This window comes from Rodentibacter haemolyticus (genome assembly GCF_015356115.1).
Lineage (GTDB): Bacteria > Pseudomonadota > Gammaproteobacteria > Enterobacterales > Pasteurellaceae > Rodentibacter > Rodentibacter haemolyticus.
In genome coordinates this window covers 2,355,269-2,376,544 of record NZ_CP063056.1, presented here as the reverse complement: position 1 = coordinate 2,376,544, position 21,276 = coordinate 2,355,269, and the positions used below count along the sequence as shown (strand labels likewise).

Annotated in this window: 18 protein-coding genes; 13 read left to right on the top strand and 5 right to left on the bottom strand. The window is 41.9% G+C overall.

Annotation, left to right across the window (positions count from 1 at the left end):
* Positions 1–118: 118 nt before the first annotated feature.
* Positions 119–2,728, bottom strand: a complete 2,610-nt coding sequence (gene pepN, locus IHV77_RS11315) for an aminopeptidase N (RefSeq protein ID WP_194812048.1) — start codon at positions 2,726–2,728, stop codon at positions 119–121.
* A gap of 160 nt (positions 2,729–2,888) precedes the next feature.
* Between pepN and purE the strand changes: the two genes are divergently transcribed.
* The 12 genes from purE to IHV77_RS11255 all read left to right on the top strand — a co-directional run bounded on the left by purE (position 2,889) and on the right by IHV77_RS11255 (position 13,183).
* On the top strand, positions 2,889–3,386 hold the full coding sequence (gene purE / locus IHV77_RS11310) for a 5-(carboxyamino)imidazole ribonucleotide mutase (protein WP_194812047.1): 498 nt from the start codon (positions 2,889–2,891) through the stop codon (positions 3,384–3,386).
* Between the two features lie 247 nt (positions 3,387–3,633).
* Positions 3,634–4,722, top strand: coding sequence for a 5-(carboxyamino)imidazole ribonucleotide synthase (gene purK / locus IHV77_RS11305; protein ID WP_194812046.1), 1,089 nt, complete (start codon positions 3,634–3,636; stop codon positions 4,720–4,722).
* 139 nt (positions 4,723–4,861) lie between these two features.
* On the top strand, positions 4,862–6,052 hold the full coding sequence (locus IHV77_RS11300) for an amino acid aminotransferase (RefSeq protein WP_194812045.1): 1,191 nt from the start codon (positions 4,862–4,864) through the stop codon (positions 6,050–6,052).
* Positions 6,053–6,264: 212 nt separating this feature from the next.
* Entirely contained in the window at positions 6,265–7,167 is a 903-nt protein-coding gene (locus IHV77_RS11295) for an urea transporter (RefSeq protein ID WP_194812044.1), read from the top strand.
* 21 nt (positions 7,168–7,188) lie between these two features.
* Positions 7,189–7,491 carry an urease subunit gamma gene (ureA, locus tag IHV77_RS11290; protein WP_194812043.1) on the top strand — a complete coding sequence of 101 codons (303 nt, stop codon included), beginning with the start codon at positions 7,189–7,191 and terminating at the stop codon, positions 7,489–7,491.
* A 74-nt stretch (positions 7,492–7,565) separates the two neighbouring features.
* Positions 7,566–7,871: an urease subunit beta gene (ureB, locus tag IHV77_RS11285; protein WP_194812042.1), complete on the top strand. Its 306-nt coding sequence runs from the start codon at positions 7,566–7,568 to the stop codon at positions 7,869–7,871.
* 9 nt (positions 7,872–7,880) lie between these two features.
* Entirely contained in the window at positions 7,881–9,599 is a 1,719-nt protein-coding gene (ureC, locus tag IHV77_RS11280) for an urease subunit alpha (protein WP_194812041.1), read from the top strand.
* Between the two features lie 103 nt (positions 9,600–9,702).
* Complete coding sequence (locus IHV77_RS11275; RefSeq protein WP_194812040.1) at positions 9,703–10,185, top strand: pyridoxamine 5'-phosphate oxidase family protein; 483 nt, start codon at positions 9,703–9,705, stop codon at positions 10,183–10,185.
* A 60-nt stretch (positions 10,186–10,245) separates the two neighbouring features.
* Positions 10,246–10,791, top strand: a complete 546-nt coding sequence (ureE, locus tag IHV77_RS11270; RefSeq protein WP_194812039.1) for an urease accessory protein UreE — start codon at positions 10,246–10,248, stop codon at positions 10,789–10,791.
* Positions 10,776–11,471, top strand: coding sequence for an urease accessory protein UreF (locus IHV77_RS11265; RefSeq protein ID WP_194812038.1), 696 nt, complete (start codon positions 10,776–10,778; stop codon positions 11,469–11,471). Before ureE ends, IHV77_RS11265 begins: the two co-directional genes overlap by 16 nt.
* A gap of 255 nt (positions 11,472–11,726) precedes the next feature.
* Positions 11,727–12,362: an urease accessory protein UreG gene (gene ureG / locus IHV77_RS11260; RefSeq protein WP_194812037.1), complete on the top strand. Its 636-nt coding sequence runs from the start codon at positions 11,727–11,729 to the stop codon at positions 12,360–12,362.
* Positions 12,362–13,183: an urease accessory protein UreD gene (locus tag IHV77_RS11255; RefSeq protein ID WP_194812036.1), complete on the top strand. Its 822-nt coding sequence runs from the start codon at positions 12,362–12,364 to the stop codon at positions 13,181–13,183. Before ureG ends, IHV77_RS11255 begins: the two co-directional genes overlap by 1 nt.
* 29 nt (positions 13,184–13,212) lie before the next feature.
* Here the strand turns inward: IHV77_RS11255 and cdd are convergent, their stop codons facing one another.
* Positions 13,213–14,091, bottom strand: coding sequence for a cytidine deaminase (gene cdd, locus IHV77_RS11250; RefSeq protein ID WP_194812035.1), 879 nt, complete (start codon positions 14,089–14,091; stop codon positions 13,213–13,215).
* Positions 14,092–14,366: 275 nt separating this feature from the next.
* On the opposite strand from cdd, the gene IHV77_RS11245 reads away from it, so the two are divergent.
* Entirely contained in the window at positions 14,367–14,849 is a 483-nt protein-coding gene (locus tag IHV77_RS11245) for a Dps family protein (RefSeq protein ID WP_194812034.1), read from the top strand.
* A 45-nt stretch (positions 14,850–14,894) separates the two neighbouring features.
* Here IHV77_RS11245 and grxB read toward each other — a convergent pair whose 3' ends face one another.
* Genes grxB through recB form a run of 3 tightly spaced genes read right to left on the bottom strand, consistent with a single transcriptional unit; the run spans position 14,895 to position 21,107 of the window.
* Positions 14,895–15,542, bottom strand: a complete 648-nt coding sequence (gene grxB / locus IHV77_RS11240) for a glutaredoxin 2 (RefSeq protein ID WP_194812033.1) — start codon at positions 15,540–15,542, stop codon at positions 14,895–14,897.
* 1 nt (position 15,543) lies between these two features.
* On the bottom strand, positions 15,544–17,484 hold the full coding sequence (gene recD / locus IHV77_RS11235) for an exodeoxyribonuclease V subunit alpha (protein ID WP_194812032.1): 1,941 nt from the start codon (positions 17,482–17,484) through the stop codon (positions 15,544–15,546).
* On the bottom strand, positions 17,484–21,107 hold the full coding sequence (gene recB / locus IHV77_RS11230) for an exodeoxyribonuclease V subunit beta (RefSeq protein ID WP_194812031.1): 3,624 nt from the start codon (positions 21,105–21,107) through the stop codon (positions 17,484–17,486). Before recB ends, recD begins: the two co-directional genes overlap by 1 nt.
* Between the last annotated feature and the right edge of the window lie 169 nt (positions 21,108–21,276).

The window sequence follows — 21,276 nt, the reverse complement described above, 5'->3', positions numbered from 1 at the left end:
TTATTAAAACAATGGGAGACATTCTGCCAATGACTCTAGGCGAAATAAAAAATGGGGCGTAATGCCCCAAAATCTTTGTAAAATTGACCGCACTTTTGTGTGATCTTTAATGATTTTCCTATCTCAGCGCCTTATCAATTTTCTCAAATAAATCCTTGGAAAGATTTTCAACCAAGCTCAAACGTTCTAATGCGCGTTTCATTAAGGTTTGGCGTTGAGCATCATAGCGGGCAAAACGAATCAAAGGTTCGATCAAGCGTGCGGCGACTTGCGGATTACTGTCGTTTAGGCGAATCAATACATCCGTTAAAAAACGATATCCCGAGCCACTGATTTCATGAAAAGCTTTGAGATTTTGATTTGCAAAACTTCCTACCAACGAGCGTAAACGGTTCGGATTGTTGAAATTAAAACTTGGGTGATCCATAAGCAGATTTACAATTTCTAATACGTTTTCATCAGGGCGTGTCGCCTGTAAAGCAAACCATTTGTCCATCACCAAGCCGTCTTGTTGCCATTTTTGCTCAAAATCGGCGAGTAAAATATCACGGCACGGCAATGCGGCTTTTGTTGCGGCAGTCAGAGCGGCAAGCGTATCCGTCATATTGTTCGCTGCGTTGTAATGTTTATGCACCATATTATTGCCAAGCGGTGTGTAAGCCAAATAGCTCAAACAAAGGTTACGCATTGCACGCAAGGCGATATCTTGCCGTGTGACGCGATAATCCTCCAAGCGGATGTGGTTATAGGTTTTAAGCAATTGATCTTGCAACGCACCCGCAATCGTACGCAACATAAATTCACGGGCTGCCACAATGCCGTCCGGATCGATAATTTTGAAATTTTCGGCAAATTCAATATCACGAGGTAAAGTGAGAATTAGCGTTGCAAGTTCAATATCGCTTTCATAGTTTTCCAAAACTTGTGAAAGTGCGGTCAAAATTTGCGGCGAAATTTCAAATTCTTCACCTTGCTGAAAATGACTAACGTTGTGCCGTAGTTCATTAGTAAATAATGTTTGTGCGCTATCCCAACGTACAAAGGCATTTTCGGCAAATTTTAATAAGGTAAGAAGTTGTTCGGCGGTGTAATCGTAATCTAATTTTACCGGTGCAGAAAAATCCGCCAATAATGCAGGAACAGGACGACCGTAAATACCGTGAAATTCAAATACTTGATCTTTTTCCGTGATGTTCAACACACCGCTTAACGGTTCGCCATTATGCTGTAACATTTGCTTTGTGCCGTCTTGTGCATACAACGCCATTTTGAGAGGAATATGTAAATTCACTTTTTCCATTTGATCCGCTGTCGGCGGCGTAGATTGTGATACGGTGAGGCGATAAGTGTGGGTTTGCTCGTCATAAGCGTCACTAATCAGCAGTTCCGGCGTACCGGATTGGCTATACCAACGGCGGAATTGCGTTAAATCAGCCTCATTTGCTCTCTCCATCGCAGAAACAAAATCCTCACAAGTTGCCGCTTTTCCATCATTTTCCGCAATATACAACGCCATTCCTTTTTGGAAACCTTGCTCACCCAATAAAGTGTGTAGCATACGGATCACTTCCGCCCCTTTTTCATACACGGTAACGGTATAAAAATTATTCATTTCAATCACTTTTTCCGGACGGATCGGGTGCGCCATCGGGCCTGCATCTTCAGCAAATTGAGTCGTACGTAAAAACTTCACATTATTGATACGATTCACTGCACGCGACCCGGTATCTGATGAAAATTCTTGATCACGAAATACGGTTAAGCCTTCTTTTAAACTTAATTGAAACCAATCCCGACAGGTTACGCGATTGCCCGTCCAGTTGTGAAAATATTCGTGCGCAATCACACTTTCAATAGCAAGATAATCATCATCGGTTGCCGTTTGTGGGTTAGCCAATACAAATTTAGAATTAAAAATATTCAATCCTTTATTTTCCATCGCCCCCATATTGAAGAAATCGACGGCAACGATCATATAAATATCCAAATCGTATTCGAGATTAAAACGATCTTCATCCCATTTCATCGCTTTTTTCAAACTTTCCATCGCCCAACCGGCACGATCCAAATTACCATGATCCACATAAAGTTCTAGGGCAACTTCTCTCCCGCTCTTGGTGATGAATTTATCTTGTAAAAGATCAAAATCCCCTGCAACCAATGCAAATAAGTAGCTTGGTTTCGGGAAAGGATCATGCCATTCAACCCAATGGCGCCCCTCTTCCAAATCCCCTTCGGCAATACGGTTGCCATTGGAAAGTAAATACGGGTATTTGGTTTTATCCGCCGTGATTTTGGTGGTGTAACGTGCCAAAACATCAGGGCGATCCAGCATATAAGTAATTTGGCGAAATCCTTCAGCTTCGCATTGCGTGCAAATGCCTTCGCCGGACTGATATAAACCTTGCAGTGAGGTGTTTTCTGCGGGAATTAAAATCGTCACAATTTCAAGCTCAAATTCAACCGCACTTTTAACACTTAAATCCAACGTTAAGCCTTCACTATCTTGTTGGTAGGCGGTGAAAGGTTCACCGTTAAATTTAATGGAAGAAAATTGAAAACTGTGACCGTCTAAACGTAAATGTGTCGCTTCGTCATTTAAACGCTTAAATTGTGTGGTTGTCGTCACCACGGTATGTTGAGGATCTAAGCGAACGTCCAGATAAATATCCGTTACGGTAAAATCAGGTTGTTTGTAATCTTTTCTATACTTTGCCTTGGCTAACATAACTCGCCCTTTGTTTCAGGAAAAAACTGCGCTTAGGATATGATTTTACGGTGAAACTTGCAATGATATTTTCCATTAAAACAATCGAGCAAACGTTTGCTTAACTTTGCCGAATTATGCTATTCTACGCAGCGTTTTTAGTTTTATGTGAGAGCAAAAAATGTCTGCAACACAAGCCAAAATTGCCATTGTTATGGGTTCAAAAAGCGATTGGGCAACCATGCAAGAAGCAACCCAAATTTTAGATGAACTCAACGTGCCTTATCACGTTGAAGTCGTTTCTGCCCATCGTACACCGGATAAACTCTTTACTTTTGCTGAAAATGCGCAGCAAAACGGTTACAAAGTGATTATTGCCGGTGCAGGCGGAGCAGCACATTTACCGGGTATGATTGCAGCAAAAACCCTTGTACCGGTGCTTGGTGTGCCAGTGAAAAGTTCTATGTTAAGCGGTGTGGATAGCCTCTATTCTATCGTGCAAATGCCGAAAGGTATTCCGGTCGGCACATTAGCCATCGGCCCTGCCGGTGCTGCCAATGCCGGATTACTTGCGGCGCAAATTCTGGCGGCTTGGGATTACGAATTGCTTTCACGTTTGCAAACTTTCCGTGAAAAACAAACCTATATGGTTTTGGATAATCCCGATCCGCGTGTATAAAACCTTTTCAAATCTGACCGCACTTAAAAAAGTGCGGTTGTTTTTCAGTATTACGTAACAGTTGAACAAATCCTTGTAGGGTGCCGTTAGGCGAAGCCATAACGCACCAATTGAGGGTTTAATGATGAAACGGTGCGTTACGCGAAGCTTAACGCACCCTACCCCCGATAAATATTGGATATAAAATTATCTTCGTAAAACTGATACATAATACCGTTGTTTTTTCGATTATTTTATGAGAAATCCCATGCAAAAATCTTCTCTCTACCCTACCGTTTATGTTCTCGGCAATGGTCAATTAGGCAGAATGCTTCGTTATGCCGGTGCGCCTTTAGATATTTATGTTGAACCTTTAGCCTTCAATGCACCTATATTCGATTTACCGGAAAATGCGGTGATTACCGCCGAAATCGAACGTTGGGAAAAAACGCCTTTAACGGAATTACTCGGTCATCACAAAAATTTCGTCAATCAGGATATTTTTGGTTTGTTGGCCGATCGCTTAACGCAAAAATCTTTGTTAGATGAACTGACACTTTCCACATCGCCTTGGTGTTTATTGGAAGATAAAAAGCAATGGCAACAGGTATTTCAAAATGTGGGTGAAAAAGTGGTCGTAAAACGCCGTACCGGTGGTTATGACGGGCGTGGTCAATGGATCATCGACAACGAAAATAAAGAGGATATTACCGATGATTTATTTGGTGAAGTGATCGCAGAAAAATTTATTCCCTTTGATTATGAAGTATCAATCGTCGGCGCACGTTTTAGAAACGGTGAAAAACGTTTTTACCCCGTTACGCATAATCTCCAACAAAACGGTATTTTGCGTTATAGCGTGGTAGATACCGATTTTCCACAACAATCCGTACTACAAAAACAAGCGGAGACAATGTTGAGTAAAATTATGGATAAACTCGGTTATGTAGGTGTGATGGCAATGGAATGTTTTGTCGTCGGCGATCAACTGCTGATTAATGAACTCGCGCCACGCGTACATAATAGCGGACATTGGACTCAACTCGGCTGCGCAATAAGCCAATTTGAGCTCCATTTGCGTGCCTTACTAAACCTGCCGACACCGGAGCTAAAAACCGTTGCGCCAAGCGTGATGGTGAATTTAATCGGTACGGAACACAATGAAAAATGGCTCAATACCCCTTTTGCACAACTTCATTGGTATGGCAAAGAAGTAAGGGAAGGACGTAAAGTCGGACATATTAATCTTTCTCCCCCTGATAAAGCCGTGTTAATTCAACAATTAGAAAAGCTGAGAGAGGAATTGCCGGCTGATTATCAATCTGGATTAAGTTGGACGATAGATAAATTAAAATAAATTCATTTTTAACCGCACTTTTTAACGTAATGTATAAAAGATTGAAGTGCGGTTTATTTTTATGGTGTTTTTACTTGCTAAACATAAATGCTTGCAGTATAAATTAGCCGACTTACACACATCAAAAAAGGAAAACGCTATGTTTGAAAATATTAAAGCCGCCCCTGCCGATCCGATTCTTGGCTTAGGCGAAGCATTCAAATCTGAAACCCGTGTGAATAAAATCAATCTCGGTATTGGAGTCTATAAAGATGCCCAAGGTGCAACGCCGATTATGCGGGCTGTAAAAGAAGCGGAAAAACGCTTGCTCGATAAAGAAAATACCAAAAATTACCTCACGATTGACGGCATTGCGGAATATAACCGTTTAACTCAAGAATTGTTATTCGGTTCAGGCAGTGAAATCGTGAAAAATCAACGTGCAAGAACCGTGCAAAGCCTTGGCGGAACCGGTGCATTACGTATTGCAGCGGAATTTATAAAACGCCAAACTAAGGCACAAAATGTGTGGATCAGTACGCCGACTTGGCCGAACCACAATGCAATCTTCAATGCGGTGGGAATGACTATTCGTGAATACCGTTACTATGATGCGAAAAACAAAGCGCTCGACTGGGATAACCTTATCGCCGATTTAAGCAATGCCGGTGAAGGCGATGTAGTGTTACTTCACGGTTGTTGCCATAACCCGACAGGGATTGACCCGACACCGGAACAATGGAAACAACTTGCCGAACTTTCTGCCAAAAACGGTTGGTTACCGTTATTCGATTTTGCTTATCAAGGTTTAGCAAACGGTTTAAATGAAGATGCTATCGGTTTACGTACTTTTGCAGCAAATCATAAAGAATTGTTAGTCGCAAGTTCATTCTCAAAAAACTTCGGCTTATATAATGAACGTGCGGGCGCATTTACTTTAGTTGCCGCCGATTCCGATATTGCAGCAACCGCCTTGACTCAAGTGAAATCCATTATCCGTACGCTCTACTCCAACCCGGCATCACACGGCGCGGCGACAGTCGTTCAGGTATTAAACGATCCGACACTTCGCCAATCTTGGGAAGATGAACTCACCGAAATGCGTGAACGCATCAAAAAAATGCGTCATTTATTTGTGCAGCTTCTTAAAGAATACGGTGCGAAGCAGGATTTCAGCTTCATCATTGAACAAAACGGCATGTTCTCCTTTAGCGGTTTAACCGGTGAACAGATTGATCGCTTAAAAGAAGAATTTGCGATTTATGCGGTGCGTTCAGGTCGTATTAATGTGGCGGGTATTACGGAAGATAACATTCGCCATCTCTGTGAAAGTATTGTGAAAGTGCTTTAAGCCTTAATTTATTTTCATCATTAAAAGCGCATTTAGTATGCGCTTTTATCTCATCAAAATGTAAAAAGATTATATATACTCTAATAAATAACTGAATATTTAAGATATGATCTCATTGCAAATATTAAATTTTAGAATTTACTTTTCTATATTTGGCATTGCCTTTAAATACTCTTAAACTACAAAAACATTATCTTTTAGGGGGTATTTCTATGCAGTTTATGAAAATCGTCCTCGTTGGAATCGGGCAAATTTTTTTACAAGAAAACGGTTTATCCGGGCTTATTATCTTTATTGCAATGTTTTTCAGCCATTGGACGCTCGCTATCGGCTGTTTACTGGGTTCAATCATCGGTACAATCATCGCCATCAAATTTCACTATCCGGAAAACGAAATCAAACAAGGTTTATATGGTTTCAATGCTAGTCTTGCCTTTATGTGCACCATGTTTACATTTGGATTAAACGGCATTTCTCCTCTGATTTTCTTCCTAGGCATTGTAAGTTCGGCTGTCGCAACGATTATTATGCGCGAATTTACTAAAAGAAATCGGGTTGCTTACACCTTTCCTTTCGTCCTTACTTGTTGGATTTTTTGTTGGGGAGCTGCACAAATTGGTTTATTTGGACTATCGCAGACTACGCCGAATTTAATCGATCACACCGCAACGTTAGATTCTATCAACCAACCCTTTTATGCTTGGGCTGAAGTAAACTTTGGCTCAAGTTTAGTAACCGGATTATTTTTATTTATCGCTATTGCGATTAACTCCCCCATTGCGGCAATTTGGGGAATGACCGCAACCATTATTAGTCCTTTTATTGCGGATTGTTTATTTAAAATCGAACCGAATCAACTTGCAAACGGTATTTATAGCTTCTCCGCTATACTGGTAGCCTGTGCTTTTGCCGGTAACCGATTACGAGACTTTGTGTATGTCATTATAGGAATTATCCTCGCTATTTTTATTCAATTTGTTATAGCACAAACAGGCTTAGCACCTTATACTATCGGTTTCATCGTATCGTCTTGGTTTGTTTTATGGTTTAAAAATAAAGTCGACCACAGCAAATTAAATTCTAAAAAAATCACTCACCTATTTAATCCCAAATAATACTAATGAAAGAAGGTAACTATGCACTTAACCTCAAGAGAACAAGAAAAATTGATGCTTTTCCTCGCCGGTGAATTAGCGGCAAAGCGTAAAGCTCGTGGTGTAAAACTTAATTATCCGGAAACTATCGCCTATATCGCCAGCCATTTGCAAGAAGCGGCACGAGACGGAATGACCGTAGCGGAAGTAATGCAATACGGCGCAACGCTTTTAACCGTTGATGATGTGATGGAAGGCATACCGGAAATGGTAGATGAAGTGCAAATTGAAGCGACTTTTCCCGATGGTACGAAATTGGTTACCGTACATCATCCGATTAGATAAACACTCCCTCCACCCTTTTCTCAAACCGAATGGGGAAAGGAAGAAAAGAAAACTTAACGATAAGGATTAAAATAATGATCCCTGGAGAATACAAATTAGCAAACGGCGATATTCACGCCAATACGGGTAGAAAAACCGTGAAAATTGATGTAGTAAACAAGGGTGATCGCCCGATTCAAGTGGGCTCACACTATCACTTCTTTGAAACCAATAACTCCCTTGAATTTGACCGCACTTTAGCGCGCGGTATGCGTTTAAACGTACCTTCCGGTAACGCAGTACGTTTTGAACCGGGCGAAGCCAAAACGGTGGAGCTGGTGGCATTTGGCGGAAATCAAATAATTTATGGTTTCCATAACAAAATTGATGGCAAATTATAGGGGGAAAAAATGGCACTGATCATTCCAAGATCCCAATATGTAGCGACTTACGGACCAACTGTCGGCGATAGCGTACGTTTGGGTGATACCGATTTATGGGCAACGATTGAACAAGATTTACTAACAAAAGGCGATGAATGCAAATTCGGTGGCGGTAAAAGCGTGCGTGACGGAATGGCACAATCCGGCACGGCAACCCGTGATAATCCGAATGTATTGGACTTTGCGATCACCAACGTAATGATCATTGATGCAAAATTAGGCATTATTAAAGCGGATATCGGCATTCGTGACGGCCGCATTGTCGGCATCGGTCAAGCGGGTAATCCTGACACGATGGACGGCGTAACAGCAAATATGATTATCGGTGCAAGCACCGAAGTGCATAACGGCACGAATTTAATCGCAACCGCAGGCGCAATCGATACTCATATTCACTTTATCTGTCCGCAACAGGCTCAGCATGCGATTGAAAACGGCACAACAACGCTTATCGGAGGCGGTACAGGTCCTGCTGACGGCACGCACGCCACCACCTGTACCCCCGGAGCTTGGAATTTACAGCGAATGTTCCAGGCGGCGGAAGCATTACCTGTGAATGTCGGCTTTTTCGGCAAAGGTAACTGCTCTACCCTCGAACCCTTAAGAGAACAAATTCGTGCCGGTGCATTAGGCTTAAAGATCCACGAAGACTGGGGCGCAACGCCTGCGGTGATTGATGCCGCCTTAAAAGTGGCGGACGAAATGGACGTGCAAGTGGCAATCCACACCGACACCCTCAACGAAAGCGGCTTCTTGGAAGACACCATGAAAGCGATTGACGGGCGCGTTATCCACACCTTCCACACAGAAGGCGCAGGCGGTGGGCACGCACCGGATATTATTAAAGCGGCAATGTATCCGAACGTGTTGCCGGCTTCCACCAACCCGACCCGCCCGTTCACCGTAAATACTATTGACGAACATTTGGATATGCTGATGGTTTGCCACCACTTGGATAAACGCGTGCCGGAAGATGTGGCATTTGCCGATAGCCGTATCCGCCCGGAAACCATTGCGGCGGAAGATATTTTGCATGATATGGGGGTGTTCTCAATTATGAGTTCCGACTCGCAAGCGATGGGACGTATCGGCGAAGTGGTTACCCGAACATGGCAAACTGCGGATAAAATGAAAGCGCAACGTGGCGAATTAGGTACGGCAGGAAACGATAATTTCCGCATTAAACGCTACATCGCCAAATACACCATTAACCCGGCTATCGCCCATGGTATTTCCGATCACATCGGTTCACTTGAGGTAGGCAAAATTGCCGATATCGTACTATGGAAACCAATGTTCTTTGGTGTAAAACCTGAAACCGTTATCAAAAAAGGGTTTATCAGTTACGCCAAAATGGGCGACCCGAACGCCTCAATTCCAACACCACAACCCGTTTTCTATCGTCCAATGTTCGGTCATCAAGGTTCGGCAACAGCCCAAACCGCCGTATTCTTCGTTTCTGAAGCGGCGAAACAAGCCGATATTCAAGCAGAATATGGTTTAAACAAAGAACTGATTGCCGTCAAAGGCTGCCGTAACATCGGGAAAAAGGATTTGGTGCATAACAATACAGCACCTGACATCACCGTCGATCCGGAACGTTACGAAGTGCGTGTAAACGGTGAATTAATCACTTGCGAGCCGGCAGAAAAAGTCCCATTGGCGCAGCGGTATTTTATGTTCTAGTTTGGTTATTTAGACCTACGAATCTAATAAATACAAATCACTGCAAGCGGCTAAATTTAAAATCACCAAAATTTAGCCGCCCAGTGGTAATGAGGAGATAAAGATGAATAATCCTAAGATCCGCCGCCGAGATCGTGCCATAACCGATTACAATCAAATGTTGGAAATTATGGCGCAATGTGATGTCTGCCGTTTAGGTTTGCGTGATGGTGAGAGTGTTTATATTGTGCCGCTAAACTTTGGTTTTCAGGCAAACGACAACCAACTAACACTTTATTTTCACGGTTTTGTAAAAGGTAAAAAGATAGATTTAATTCAACAAAATCCTAGTGCTGTCTTTGAAATGGATCGAAAACACAATATAGTAACAGCAAATATTGCTTGCCATTATTCCTTTTTATATCAAAGTATTATGGGAAAAGGTGAAATTTCCATAATTGACAATGAAGCAGAAAAAATCACGGCTCTACAATGCTTAATGGAAAATTACACTCAAAAAAACGACTGGCAATTTGAAAAGCATGAATTGCAAAAAATTGTAGTAATCAAATTGATTGTAACCGAATGGTCTTGCAAAGAGCACTAAAGCGCGGTCAATTTTCGGCAAGTTTTAAATCAATTTCAGGTCTTAGAATAACGAAAAAATATGAAAATCATCAATCCAATCCTTCCTATAATGGATACCATTTTAGGCAATTTAACCGACCTTCGCACAGCAGGGAAAATTACTCATCAAAAAATTGAACGAGTGGCATTACAGTGGTATGAAAGCGAACGTAACATTCTACGCAAAAGCACAGATACAGGGCGTGAAATCGCCTTCCGTCTGCTTAAAGAGGGGCAACGTTTAAAGCACGATGATGTGGTGTTTATCAGTGATGAACTTGCGATTGTGATCGAGATTTTACCGAGTGAAGTCATTGTTCTATCACCTAAAACCTTGCCGGAAATGGCACGGGCGTGCTATGAAATCGGCAATAAACATTCGCCGCTGTTTTTAGACGGTGATGAGGTTACCCTCCCTTTTGATAAGCCGATGTTTGAATGGCTACAAGCGGCAGGATTTGAGCCGAAAAAAGCCGAACGCCGTTTAAGTCAAGCATTACGAGCCAATTCGGCACAGGGACACGGGCATCATTCCCACGATCACGGTTATCATCATCACGGAGATGGCGTGTGGCACAAGCATTAACCAGACTTGGGGCTTTGCTTCATTTAGTCGATCCAACCTTGCCGATAGGGGGGTTTAACCATTCCAACGGGTTGGAGACTTTCGTTCAACAAGGTGTGGTAAGCCGTAAAGTCAGCCTTGAGGAGTATGTCCAAACGCAACTGTTGCAGAACTGGATTTATAATGACGGGGCTTATTTATCGCTTGCCTTTGATGCAATGGCAAACCAAGATTTAGCCCGTCTGTTGGAATTAGATCAAGAACTTGCCGCAACGAAAATCGCTCGCGAAAGCCGTGAAGGCAGTTATAAATTGGGTGTACGTTTGCTCAAGATTTTTATTCGTTATGAAAACAATCCGCTACTGGCGGAATTTCAGCTGGCTATCCACCAAAATCAAGCAAAAGGTTTCTTTCCCATCGTCTTTGCCATGGTGGCACAGGCAATGAAACTCGACAAATCGGAAACCCTTTATGCGTTTTACTATAATGCGGCGGTTGGCGTAGTCACCAACGGTGTGAAACTCGTGCCGTTAAGCCAAATGGACGGACAGGATATTCTTTTTGCCTTACGAGAGTCGATTGCAAGTGCGGTCGAAAATAGCCTTAATCCTGATCCGGAATGGTTAGGTGCGGCAACATTGGCAAACGATGTTCGTTCAATGCAACACGAAACCCTTTATAGTCGGTTGTATATGTCTTAGTTATATTATTAGGGCGTATGTAATACGCCCCTACAGCGGAATTCTCCATCGAATATAGTAGATTCAATTATTCGGGGATATAAAGCGGTGGTTACTAAACAATTAAAACCCTATTTAGGCGAACACATTTGGCAAAAAAATTATTATGAACATATCATTCGTAATGATAAATCTTATGATGAAATAGCAAGTTATATCATAAATAGTCCCTATAATTGGGAATTCGATAAACTTTTTATAATCAAGGAATAAACAATGCGTAACTACATCAAAATCGGGGTGGCTGGCCCTGTGGGAGCAGGGAAAACCGCTTTAATCGAGCGTTTAACCCGAGAAATAGCGAGCCGTTATAGTGTGGCGGTTATCACCAATGACATTTACACCCAAGAAGATGCGGAATTTTTAACCCAGAACAGTTTACTTCCCCCTGAACGAATTATGGGCGTTGAAACGGGCGGTTGTCCGCACACGGCAATTCGGGAAGATGCTTCGATGAATTTAGAAGCGGTGGATGAAATGGTTGCACGTTTCCCTGATGTGGAAATCGTGTTTATCGAATCCGGTGGGGATAACTTATCAGCAACGTTCAGCCCTGATTTGGCGGATGTCACTATTTTCGTGATTGATGTAGCACAAGGTGAGAAAATTCCACGTAAAGGCGGGCCGGGCATTACCCGTTCAGATTTGCTTGTGATCAACAAGACCGATCTTGCACCATTTGTTGGCGCGGATTTAAGCGTAATGGAGCGAGACGCACGCCGTATGCGTAACGGTCAGCCGTTTATTTTTACCAATTTGATGAAAAACGAAAATTTAGACGGTGTTATCGGCTGGATTGAAAAATACGCTTTGTTGAAAAATATTGATGATCCAACAAGTTTGGTGCGCTAATGAACAGCAAACTCAAACTTTCCACAAAACTTTCTTCCAATGGCACAACCCAACTTGCGGAATACTTTGCAACGCCACCCTTTAAAGTGATGACTTTGCCGAATTATTCCTCCCCTTGGTTGAACGGATTAAATGCGATGCAGATGTCCTCCTCTCCCGGTGTGTTAGCGGGCGATCTGTTGGATATTCAAATTTCTTTGGCAAAATCGACCACACTTTCGCTTAATACGCAAGCCTTTACCCGTGTACAAGCAATGAATGAAGGTGATAGTGCCGAGCAAATCACCCGCATTCAGCTTGCCGAACAAAGCCGTTTGTTTTATTTGCCTCACCCTTTAGTTCTACATAAAGATTCGGCATTCAAACAAAAAACCACAATAGAAATGCGAGAGAATAGCGAGCTGATTTACGGTGAAATTATTGCTATCGGGCGGGTGTTAAACGAAGAACGTTTTGCATTCCGTCAATTCTCTTCACATTTAAAAATTTATGCCTTACAAAAGGAGGGGGGAAAACGCCCGCTGGTGTCCGATTGTATCCAATGGCTACCCGCTCAAATGAATCTGACCGCCCTAAGCCAAATGGAAGACTATTCACATCAAGGCGCATTAACTTATCTAAACTTGAGTAAAAGTGCAGTCGAATTGAAGGGAATTTTACAAGATATTCACGCCCTGATTTCCGAAGAAAAAAATATGTTGGTTGGTGCGTCACTCTTAAATGAATCGGGGATAATGGTGCGTGTGCTGGGTTATCGTGCCGAACAGATCCAAGCACTCTTTCAAACCCTTGCAGAACACTTTCAAGCAACAAGCGAATAAAGACGGGAAGATTACTCTTCCCTCATTATTTACACTTTTACATATTCTAATGCCGGCAAGTTCAACGCACATAAAAGCTGTTTCGCCATTGCTTTATGACTTAATTTCGTTGGTCGTTCCGCCATCACTATACGCTGAATATCCACCGTTTTTTTGTTGTTCAAATAAACAAAATTCAACGCCGTTTGCAAGGCTGGCAAACTTGGGTTAAACGCCGCATTTTCGGCATATCGCCCGGTTATAATTTCACCATCGAGAAATTGAATCGCCACACCGTGCGGGCTTTCAGAATAAGGGCAATGCGCCTGATTTGCCGCTAAAATGGCTTGAGTTATCAATTCGTCCGTATCAGTGGTATTCAAAGAGTGAGATTCTTTCGCCAACAAATGCACGGCAATGCCTAAATCCTTCGGCCCAAAAGAATCCGGTAAATAATTGTGTAAAGGGTTATTCATACTATGCGGAAGATGAATTTTTAAATATTCTGCCCTATGCAGTTCATTCATAAATTGGCGGCAATGCCCACAAGGCGTGTAATTTACCACCACATCCGTTACGCACTTTTCGCCCCGTAGCCAAGCATGGCTAATCGCACTTTGCTCAGCATGAATGGTTTGTTGAATAGCCGTATCGGCAAACTCTTGATTTGCACCGAAATAAAAATCCCCCGACTCCCCAATAGCAATTGCGCCTACATTAAAATGAGACACCGCCGTATGGCTGTAACAAGCGGCAATCGGTAACAAATGCAGTGCTAATTTTAATGGTGTGATTTCAAAATCTTGGCAAAGTTCCGCCACCTGTCGGTGATTCAAGAAACCGGCATATTGTCCCTGTTTAAGTTTTTCTGTGATAGCTTGGTTTAATGCAACATCCTGTGGTAATGCCTGTTTAATTAACTCTAGCATAGCACCTCCTTGAAAAAACACTTTAAAATTTAACCGCACTTATTGTAGCCCAAAACAGCACCGACAAGATGATGATTTACAAAATCAATGAAAAGATCAGGGTGTAAAGGGAAATTAATTGTCAAATACTCTCATAAAAATAAATTCAATACATATTATCTATTAATCTTATCTGGTAAAGTCACTTTATTCCCTATATTTTCTGTGTATAATAAGCCCATCTAATGCAGAGCTGCTTAGAGAAAAATGAATTTACAATACAAGAGGAAAATACTATGTCAAAAACATCTATCGGACTAGATAAAGAACAATCTGCAGAATTAGCAAGCAAATTAAACGACCTACTTGCAACCTATCAAGTTTTCTACACCAATGTACGTGGTTATCACTGGAATATTAAAGGGGTAAATTTCTTTGAATTACACGCAAAATTTGAAGAAATCTACAATGATTTAGTCACCAAAGTGGATGAAGTTGCAGAACGTATCCTCACTTTAGGTTACACTCCAAACAATGGCTATAGCCAATACTTAAAAGTATCCCGTATTAAAGAAGACATTGCGGTAAGCAACGCACAAGACTGCTTATCAGGCACATTATCAGGCTTAAAAGTATTACTTGAGCAACAACGTGAAATTCTTGAAATTGCCGGTGAAGCGAATGATGAAGGCACTGCTTCTCAAATGAGCGACTACATCAAAGAACAAGAAAAACTTGTATGGATGTTCCAAGCGGCTTGCCAAACTTGCCACGCTTAATTTGGAATCCCCCCAAAAAACCTGTCAATCGGCAGGTTTTTTGTTTTAAATAGCTTTATTAAAATACAATGCCACGCCACTTTGTGCAGACATTTTTTCAAGATAAGCCAATATCTTCGGCGGAAATTTCAGATCACGCACACAGGTTAAATTACGTAGCATTGGGAAAACGATAATATCCTCTAAAGAAAGTCCGTTATTCAAAGCTGAAGCCGACTTAATCAGCGGAACAAGCGCTTCAAGATCTTGCTGCAAACGAACAAGATAAGTTGCCGTGTCATCTAAATTTTGTTGAAAATCACCGATAGATTCCGTTTTCTTTTTAACGAAATAATCAACCGCACTTTGTGTTTCAAATTCAGCCAACCCCATTTTCACAAAGCGTGGGATTAATAAATGATTGTAGTAACTTCCTACCGATTTAACCCAATCCTCAACGTCAGGACGAACCTGTTCGGAGAGTAATTTTTCGCCAAAATGCGCGTCCACATAACGAACAATATCTAAACTTTCCGGCATAGCCGTGCCGTCTTCTTTGATCAATATCGGTACAACTTTTTTACCGACTAAACCGATTGGTGTCGCTTCATCATCATTTGCCAACGCAACCAATTCAAAAGGCAGGTTTTTTAAGCCGAAAACCATTCTTGCCCGTACACAAAACGGGCAGTGATCATAAACATATAATTTCATACTAGTCTCCTGTTTGTATTACATTCTCTAATAATTTCCCTAGCCTACTCTGCCGCTTCATTCCTTGACGAACCGCCGTTTTCCAGATTTTTTCCTCAGCAAATACCGTTAATGTTTCTTTGGCACGAGTTACCCCGGTAAATACCAATTCACGCGAAAGTACGGGATTAAGTTCCGTCGGAAGCACCATAAAGGTGTGATCAAACTCCGATCCTTGTGATTTATGAATCGTCATCATAAATGCCGGTTCATGTGCCGGAATGCGGCTGGTAAGCACTTCCCGATTACCAAACCATACCTTACCCTTTTCCAGACACAAACCGATGTCGCCGTTATAAAGGCGTACATTGTGATCATTTTCCGTAATCATAATCGGTTTACCGATATACCAATCCTGCTCGTGGCGAAACCAAAGCAAATTTTCTCGGCGTAACGCCAAGGCAATTTCTTTATTCAGGTTTTCGACACCTAATGCGGAAGTGCGAAGTGCGGTTAAAAATCCGCTTGAATTAAAGCACGTTTGAATACTTTCCGCATAGCTTTTACCTTGTTCATTCAGTGCAGCAAAATCGACACCCCGTCTTTGTAACATTCGAAGTTCCGTTAAATAAAGGCGATAATTTTCGACCGCACTTTCCACCACTTGCCGTACGAAAGCGGCTTCATTCTGAGCAGAATCAAAAGCATTAAATTGTAATTCTTGCGGGCATTCGACAAACAATGCAAGGCTTTTTTCCGCACTGCCTCTCTGAATTTGTTCCGCAAGCCGACCGATAGCGGAATTTTTATCAAAACGGCGACTAAAAGTGAGATGGCATAGGAAATCACGCATTGGGTTAGAGGTTGGCGTGCTTGCTACCTCATAACCTGTGGTTCTACGTAAATAATCCGCCGTTTCATCACTATAAGGCAAATCCCGCCATTGCGCCAACTCGCCAAGCACAGCCCCGGCTTCCACAGAAGCAAGTTGAGCCTGATCACCTAATAAAATCAAGCGGGTTTCAGGTTTTAAGGCGTTAATTAACTTCGCCATTAACGGTAAATCGATCATTGATGTTTCGTCCACCACAAGCACATCCAACGCCAAAGGATTATGTACGTTATGACGGGCGTTATCGTTGAAAGCATTCACGCCAAGCAAACTATGTAGGGTTGCGGCTTTTTGCGGAACAGATTGAATCAAGGCAACGGGCAGTTCCATTGACTGTTGTAGAAATCCCAAAGCCTCTTGAATGGATTCTTCCAAACGTGAAGCGGCTTTCCCTGTCGGTGCAACCAGTTTGATATGCAATCGGTGTGCGTACAATTCTTGCAACACTAACAATAAACGGGTCACGGTTGTGGTTTTCCCTGTGCCGGGACCGCCCGTAATCACGGTAAAAGGGCTTTTTATCGCTATCGCAACCGCCACTTTTTGCCAATCGGTATCATCTGTTTTTTGAGGAAAATAGATCGCTAACTTTTCCCGAATTTTTTCATCAGAAAACGCTAAAGTGCGGTTATTTTTTAAGGTATTTTTTATGTAATTCGCCACGCGATATTCATCGTGCCAGATTCGATAAAAATACAATGCGCCGAATTGAAATACGAGCGGTGCGATTTGTGAAATCGGATCTTGTGTAAAAGCGATATGATCACACAAAGCGGATTGCCATTGCACCACAGGCAGAAAATCTATTTTTTGTTGAATCGCTGCCGGATAATTTTTTTCTGCCGAACGATAGCCTAAGCCGAACAAATTTCGTTCCAATTGTTTATCCAACGCAACGCACGTATTCCCTTGTGCGTAGTGCCAGCTACAAAGTGCAGCAAGTAATATCGCTAGATTTTTAACATTCTCAGGTAAATCGGTCGGTTGTTTATCTGCAATCAATTTCGCAAAATAATAATCGCTATAACTGATTATGCCTTGCTCATTAAGTTCTTGTAACAGGTTTAGCATTAAAACGCCTCCTCTAATTCATCAATGAGTTGCTTCGTTGGGCGATCAAAAAATACGCCGGATTGCGCTTTGCCGTTCATACCTCGCAAGAAAAGATAAAACACGCCGCCAAAATGACGTTCGTAATCATAATCACGATCCACGGTTTTTAAATAACGATGTAATGCCAAGGTATAAAGCAAATATTGCCAATCATAGTGATGATGTAACATCGCCTTTTCAAGCGCTTCGGGTGAATAATCCGTTTGCGTTTCGCCAAGGAAATTCGATTTATAATCCAACAAATAATATTTACCTTGATGGCGGAATACTAAGTCAATAGTTCCCCGTACCATTCCTTGAATATCTTCAAATTGCAATTTTTCACTCGGTAGTCGATGATAGTTCTTCAAAGCCCGATTGAAGATTTCCACATCAAAATGATCGCGGATTGATAAATAAAATGACATTTCTTTAATACAATCCGTTTTCGCCACTCCGGCAAGTTTCAGCGGCACGGCTTCGGAGAAAGGCGTTTGCAAAATTCGCTCAAACCATTGTTGTAACGGTTTGATAAAAGCCTCATCAAGTTGTAATTCTTGACACAGCTTTGTGATAGCCGCGTCATTGCTTAACAGACTAAAATCGTTTTTTTCTAAATAACGATGTAGCGCCGTCCCGACTTGTGTACCACGGGGAAGCCCTAAAATATCCGCGTTTTTTTGTTCCGAAAGTGCGGTCAATATTCCGGAAGAAATGTCGTAATCTTTCGCTTCATCAAAAACCAAGGATTTTTTTACCGCACTTTCGCTCAAATAATGCGCCCGACGGTGCGCTTGTTCAATCCCGGTGAAACTGGTAATACGCCAATCTTGCTCGATCTCTCCGCTAAATTCAGCCGCAGCAAGCCCCTCTTCCGTTCTGCCAAAAAACAAAGGCGGCAATTTAATTAATGTCTCTGCCGATTCAATCATCACTGCCTTCATTTTTGCCTTAAATTGATCGAGCAACGGTGCCGTTTGGTAGTTCTCCGCTAATTCCAATTTTTCACCGATTTCGCCTTGCGTCAGCACATAAAGGAACGGATTCCATTTTTTATCAAATTGCGTAGGCAAGGCAAATGCCATTTGGTATTTTGCCCTTGTCAGCGCCACATAAAGCAAGCGTAATTCTTCCGCAAAAGTTTCTTGGTTCAGGGCATCTAAATGGCGATTTTGCATATCCCATATCATCGTATCCCGTTCTTTGGAATAATAAAGATTCATTTCTTTTGCCGCATTACCCGATTTACTTGGATCACGGCTCGGCACGGCTAAAAACGGCAACCAAACCAAATCATATTCCAACCCTTTGGATTTATGGATAGTCACGATTTTTACCAGCTGACGCTCGCTTTCCAAACGAATTTGCGCCTCTTGTCTGCCCTCGCCTTGAATTTGTTTTTCAAACCAACTTAGCAATGCCGCTTCGCTTTCATTGAGGGTTGCCGCTTGTTGAAGAATTTCAGCCAAATGCAAGAAATCCGTTAAATCCCGCTCTCCCTTAGGTAAGCTTAATAATCGCTCCGCAATGCCTTGTTCCAACAAAAGTTGATGCAACATCGGCAACACGCCTTGTCGTTTCCACATTTGTTGATATTGAGCAAAACTATCCGCCCTGCGTTGCCAATCCGTTTCATTATGATGAATCTGGTGAATTTCCGCCGCATTCAAGCCGAAAAGTGCGGTCGCAATCGCATTTAAAATCGGGCGTTCAGCCACATTCAGACAGGCTTTTAACACAAGCACCAGTTCTTTTGCCACGCGGCTATCAAATACCGAGTTTTGATCGGAAAGATAAACGGAAGCGATGCCCAACTGCTGTAATTCACTTTTGACTAATTCGGCTTCATTCTTATCACGCACCAATACGGCAATATCCGCAGCTTGCAGCGTTTTGCTGTCCTTTTCAGCTTTAAAAACCGCCTGATTTTCAACCGCACTTTTTAACCAATGTTGAATTGAAATGGCGCAAGTGCGCGCCAAAGCGGTTTTATCTAAATTTTTACCGTCATTTTCCGTCAAATAAAAACGGTAAGCCGGCTCGCATTCGCCATTCAAATAAAATCGGTAATGATCCTCACGTGCGCCAACAGGAGAAAATTTAATATTATCGTAAATAAACGGTAAATCATTGAAATCAAATAGCGCGTTTACCCCTTCTACAACCTGCTTTTGCGAGCGGTAGTTTTTGGTTAAGTTAAAGCGTTCATCCGCCTGCTGTGCTGCTTTTAAATAAGTGAAAATATCCGCACCGCGAAAACGATAAATCGCCTGCTTAGGATCACCTATCATAATAAAACCGGTATTTTTCACCCGATGATCCCGATATATTTTTGAGAAAATGCGATATTGTTGCGCATCCGTATCTTGAAACTCATCAATCATTGCGAAAGGATATTGAAAGCGGATCATTTCCGCCAGATTATCGCCTTGCTCGTTGTGCAAGGCTTCACAAAGTAAACGCAATAAATCATCAAAAGATTTTTCCTGATGATTTTGTTTATATTCAAGGAGTTTTTGCCAAATGCCTTGGCGATAATGATAAAGGGTGATTTTTTTGAGTAATGCCGGATCAACGAGTTCCTGCACCCGATCTTCCAATTCCACAAAAACGGGATGTTGAAAAGGAGCTGCTCCCTCCTCGCCTTTTTGCGCTAAAACGGATTGCAGAAAATAATCCTTTAAAAGTTGATGAATATGATAATCCCGAGTATGGTTTGCCCATTTATTAATCTGTGCAAACCAATTTTTTAATCTGCCGGCTTGATATACTCTTCGATTTAACTTTTTAGGCGAACCTTTCGGGTAGGTTTTGGAAATTTCTTCGGTGATAAGCTCGCCGATTTTATCTACTTGTTGTAACCAAAACGCTTTCAATTCATCAACCGCCTGCAAATATCCGCTAAGGTTTCTCTGTAAAAACTCACCAATCGGTAAAGATAAAGAGTGGGGATTGTCTATTTCCACCTGCACATCTTTGCCCAAATCGGATTTTAAAATTTCCAACACCTCATCAGGCGAGCCCAATTCATTTGCAATAAAATTCGCTTCATCAAAAGGCAACGGATAAAAATGTTCACGCCAAAATTCATTAGCAAATTGTTTTAGCAAATCCGATTGATCCTTTAACAATTCTAAGTTGAAGTGAACACCGGAATTAAACGCATATTGCATTAACATTCGCCGACAAAACCCGTGAATAGTGAAAATAGCGGCAAGATCCATATTTTGTTCGGCAAGTTTTAAACGTTGAATGGCAAGCGGTAAATTATCAATGTTTTCGCAAAGTGCGATCAGAAATTCATCATTTTTAAAGGCGGTGATTTCTTTCGTTTCCGCATATTCCGATAATTTTTGTATGGCATCCGTAATACGTTCACGAATTTTTTGCTTTAATTCTTCCGTAGCCATTTCAGTAAACGTTACCACTAAGATTTCTTCCACATTCAATGGACGAGAAAAATTTTGTTCGCCGGCTTGTAACAAAAGTCGGAGATATAACGAGCCGATAGTATAAGTTTTTCCCGTACCGGCTGAAGCCTCAATAAGATTGACTTGATTTAAAGGCAATGTGACAGGGTTTAACGGCGTTGTTTTTTTCATAGTGTTATAAATAAAAAATTCATTATTATGTAGAGTGGGCAAATTTTTTGCCCACCGATTCAATGAAAACATTTCAATGGTGGGCAACAAGTTGCCCACCCTACAGGGGATACATAATACCGAAAAAATCGAATGTGGATATTTTAGGGACTAATAGCGGCTTTGGCTA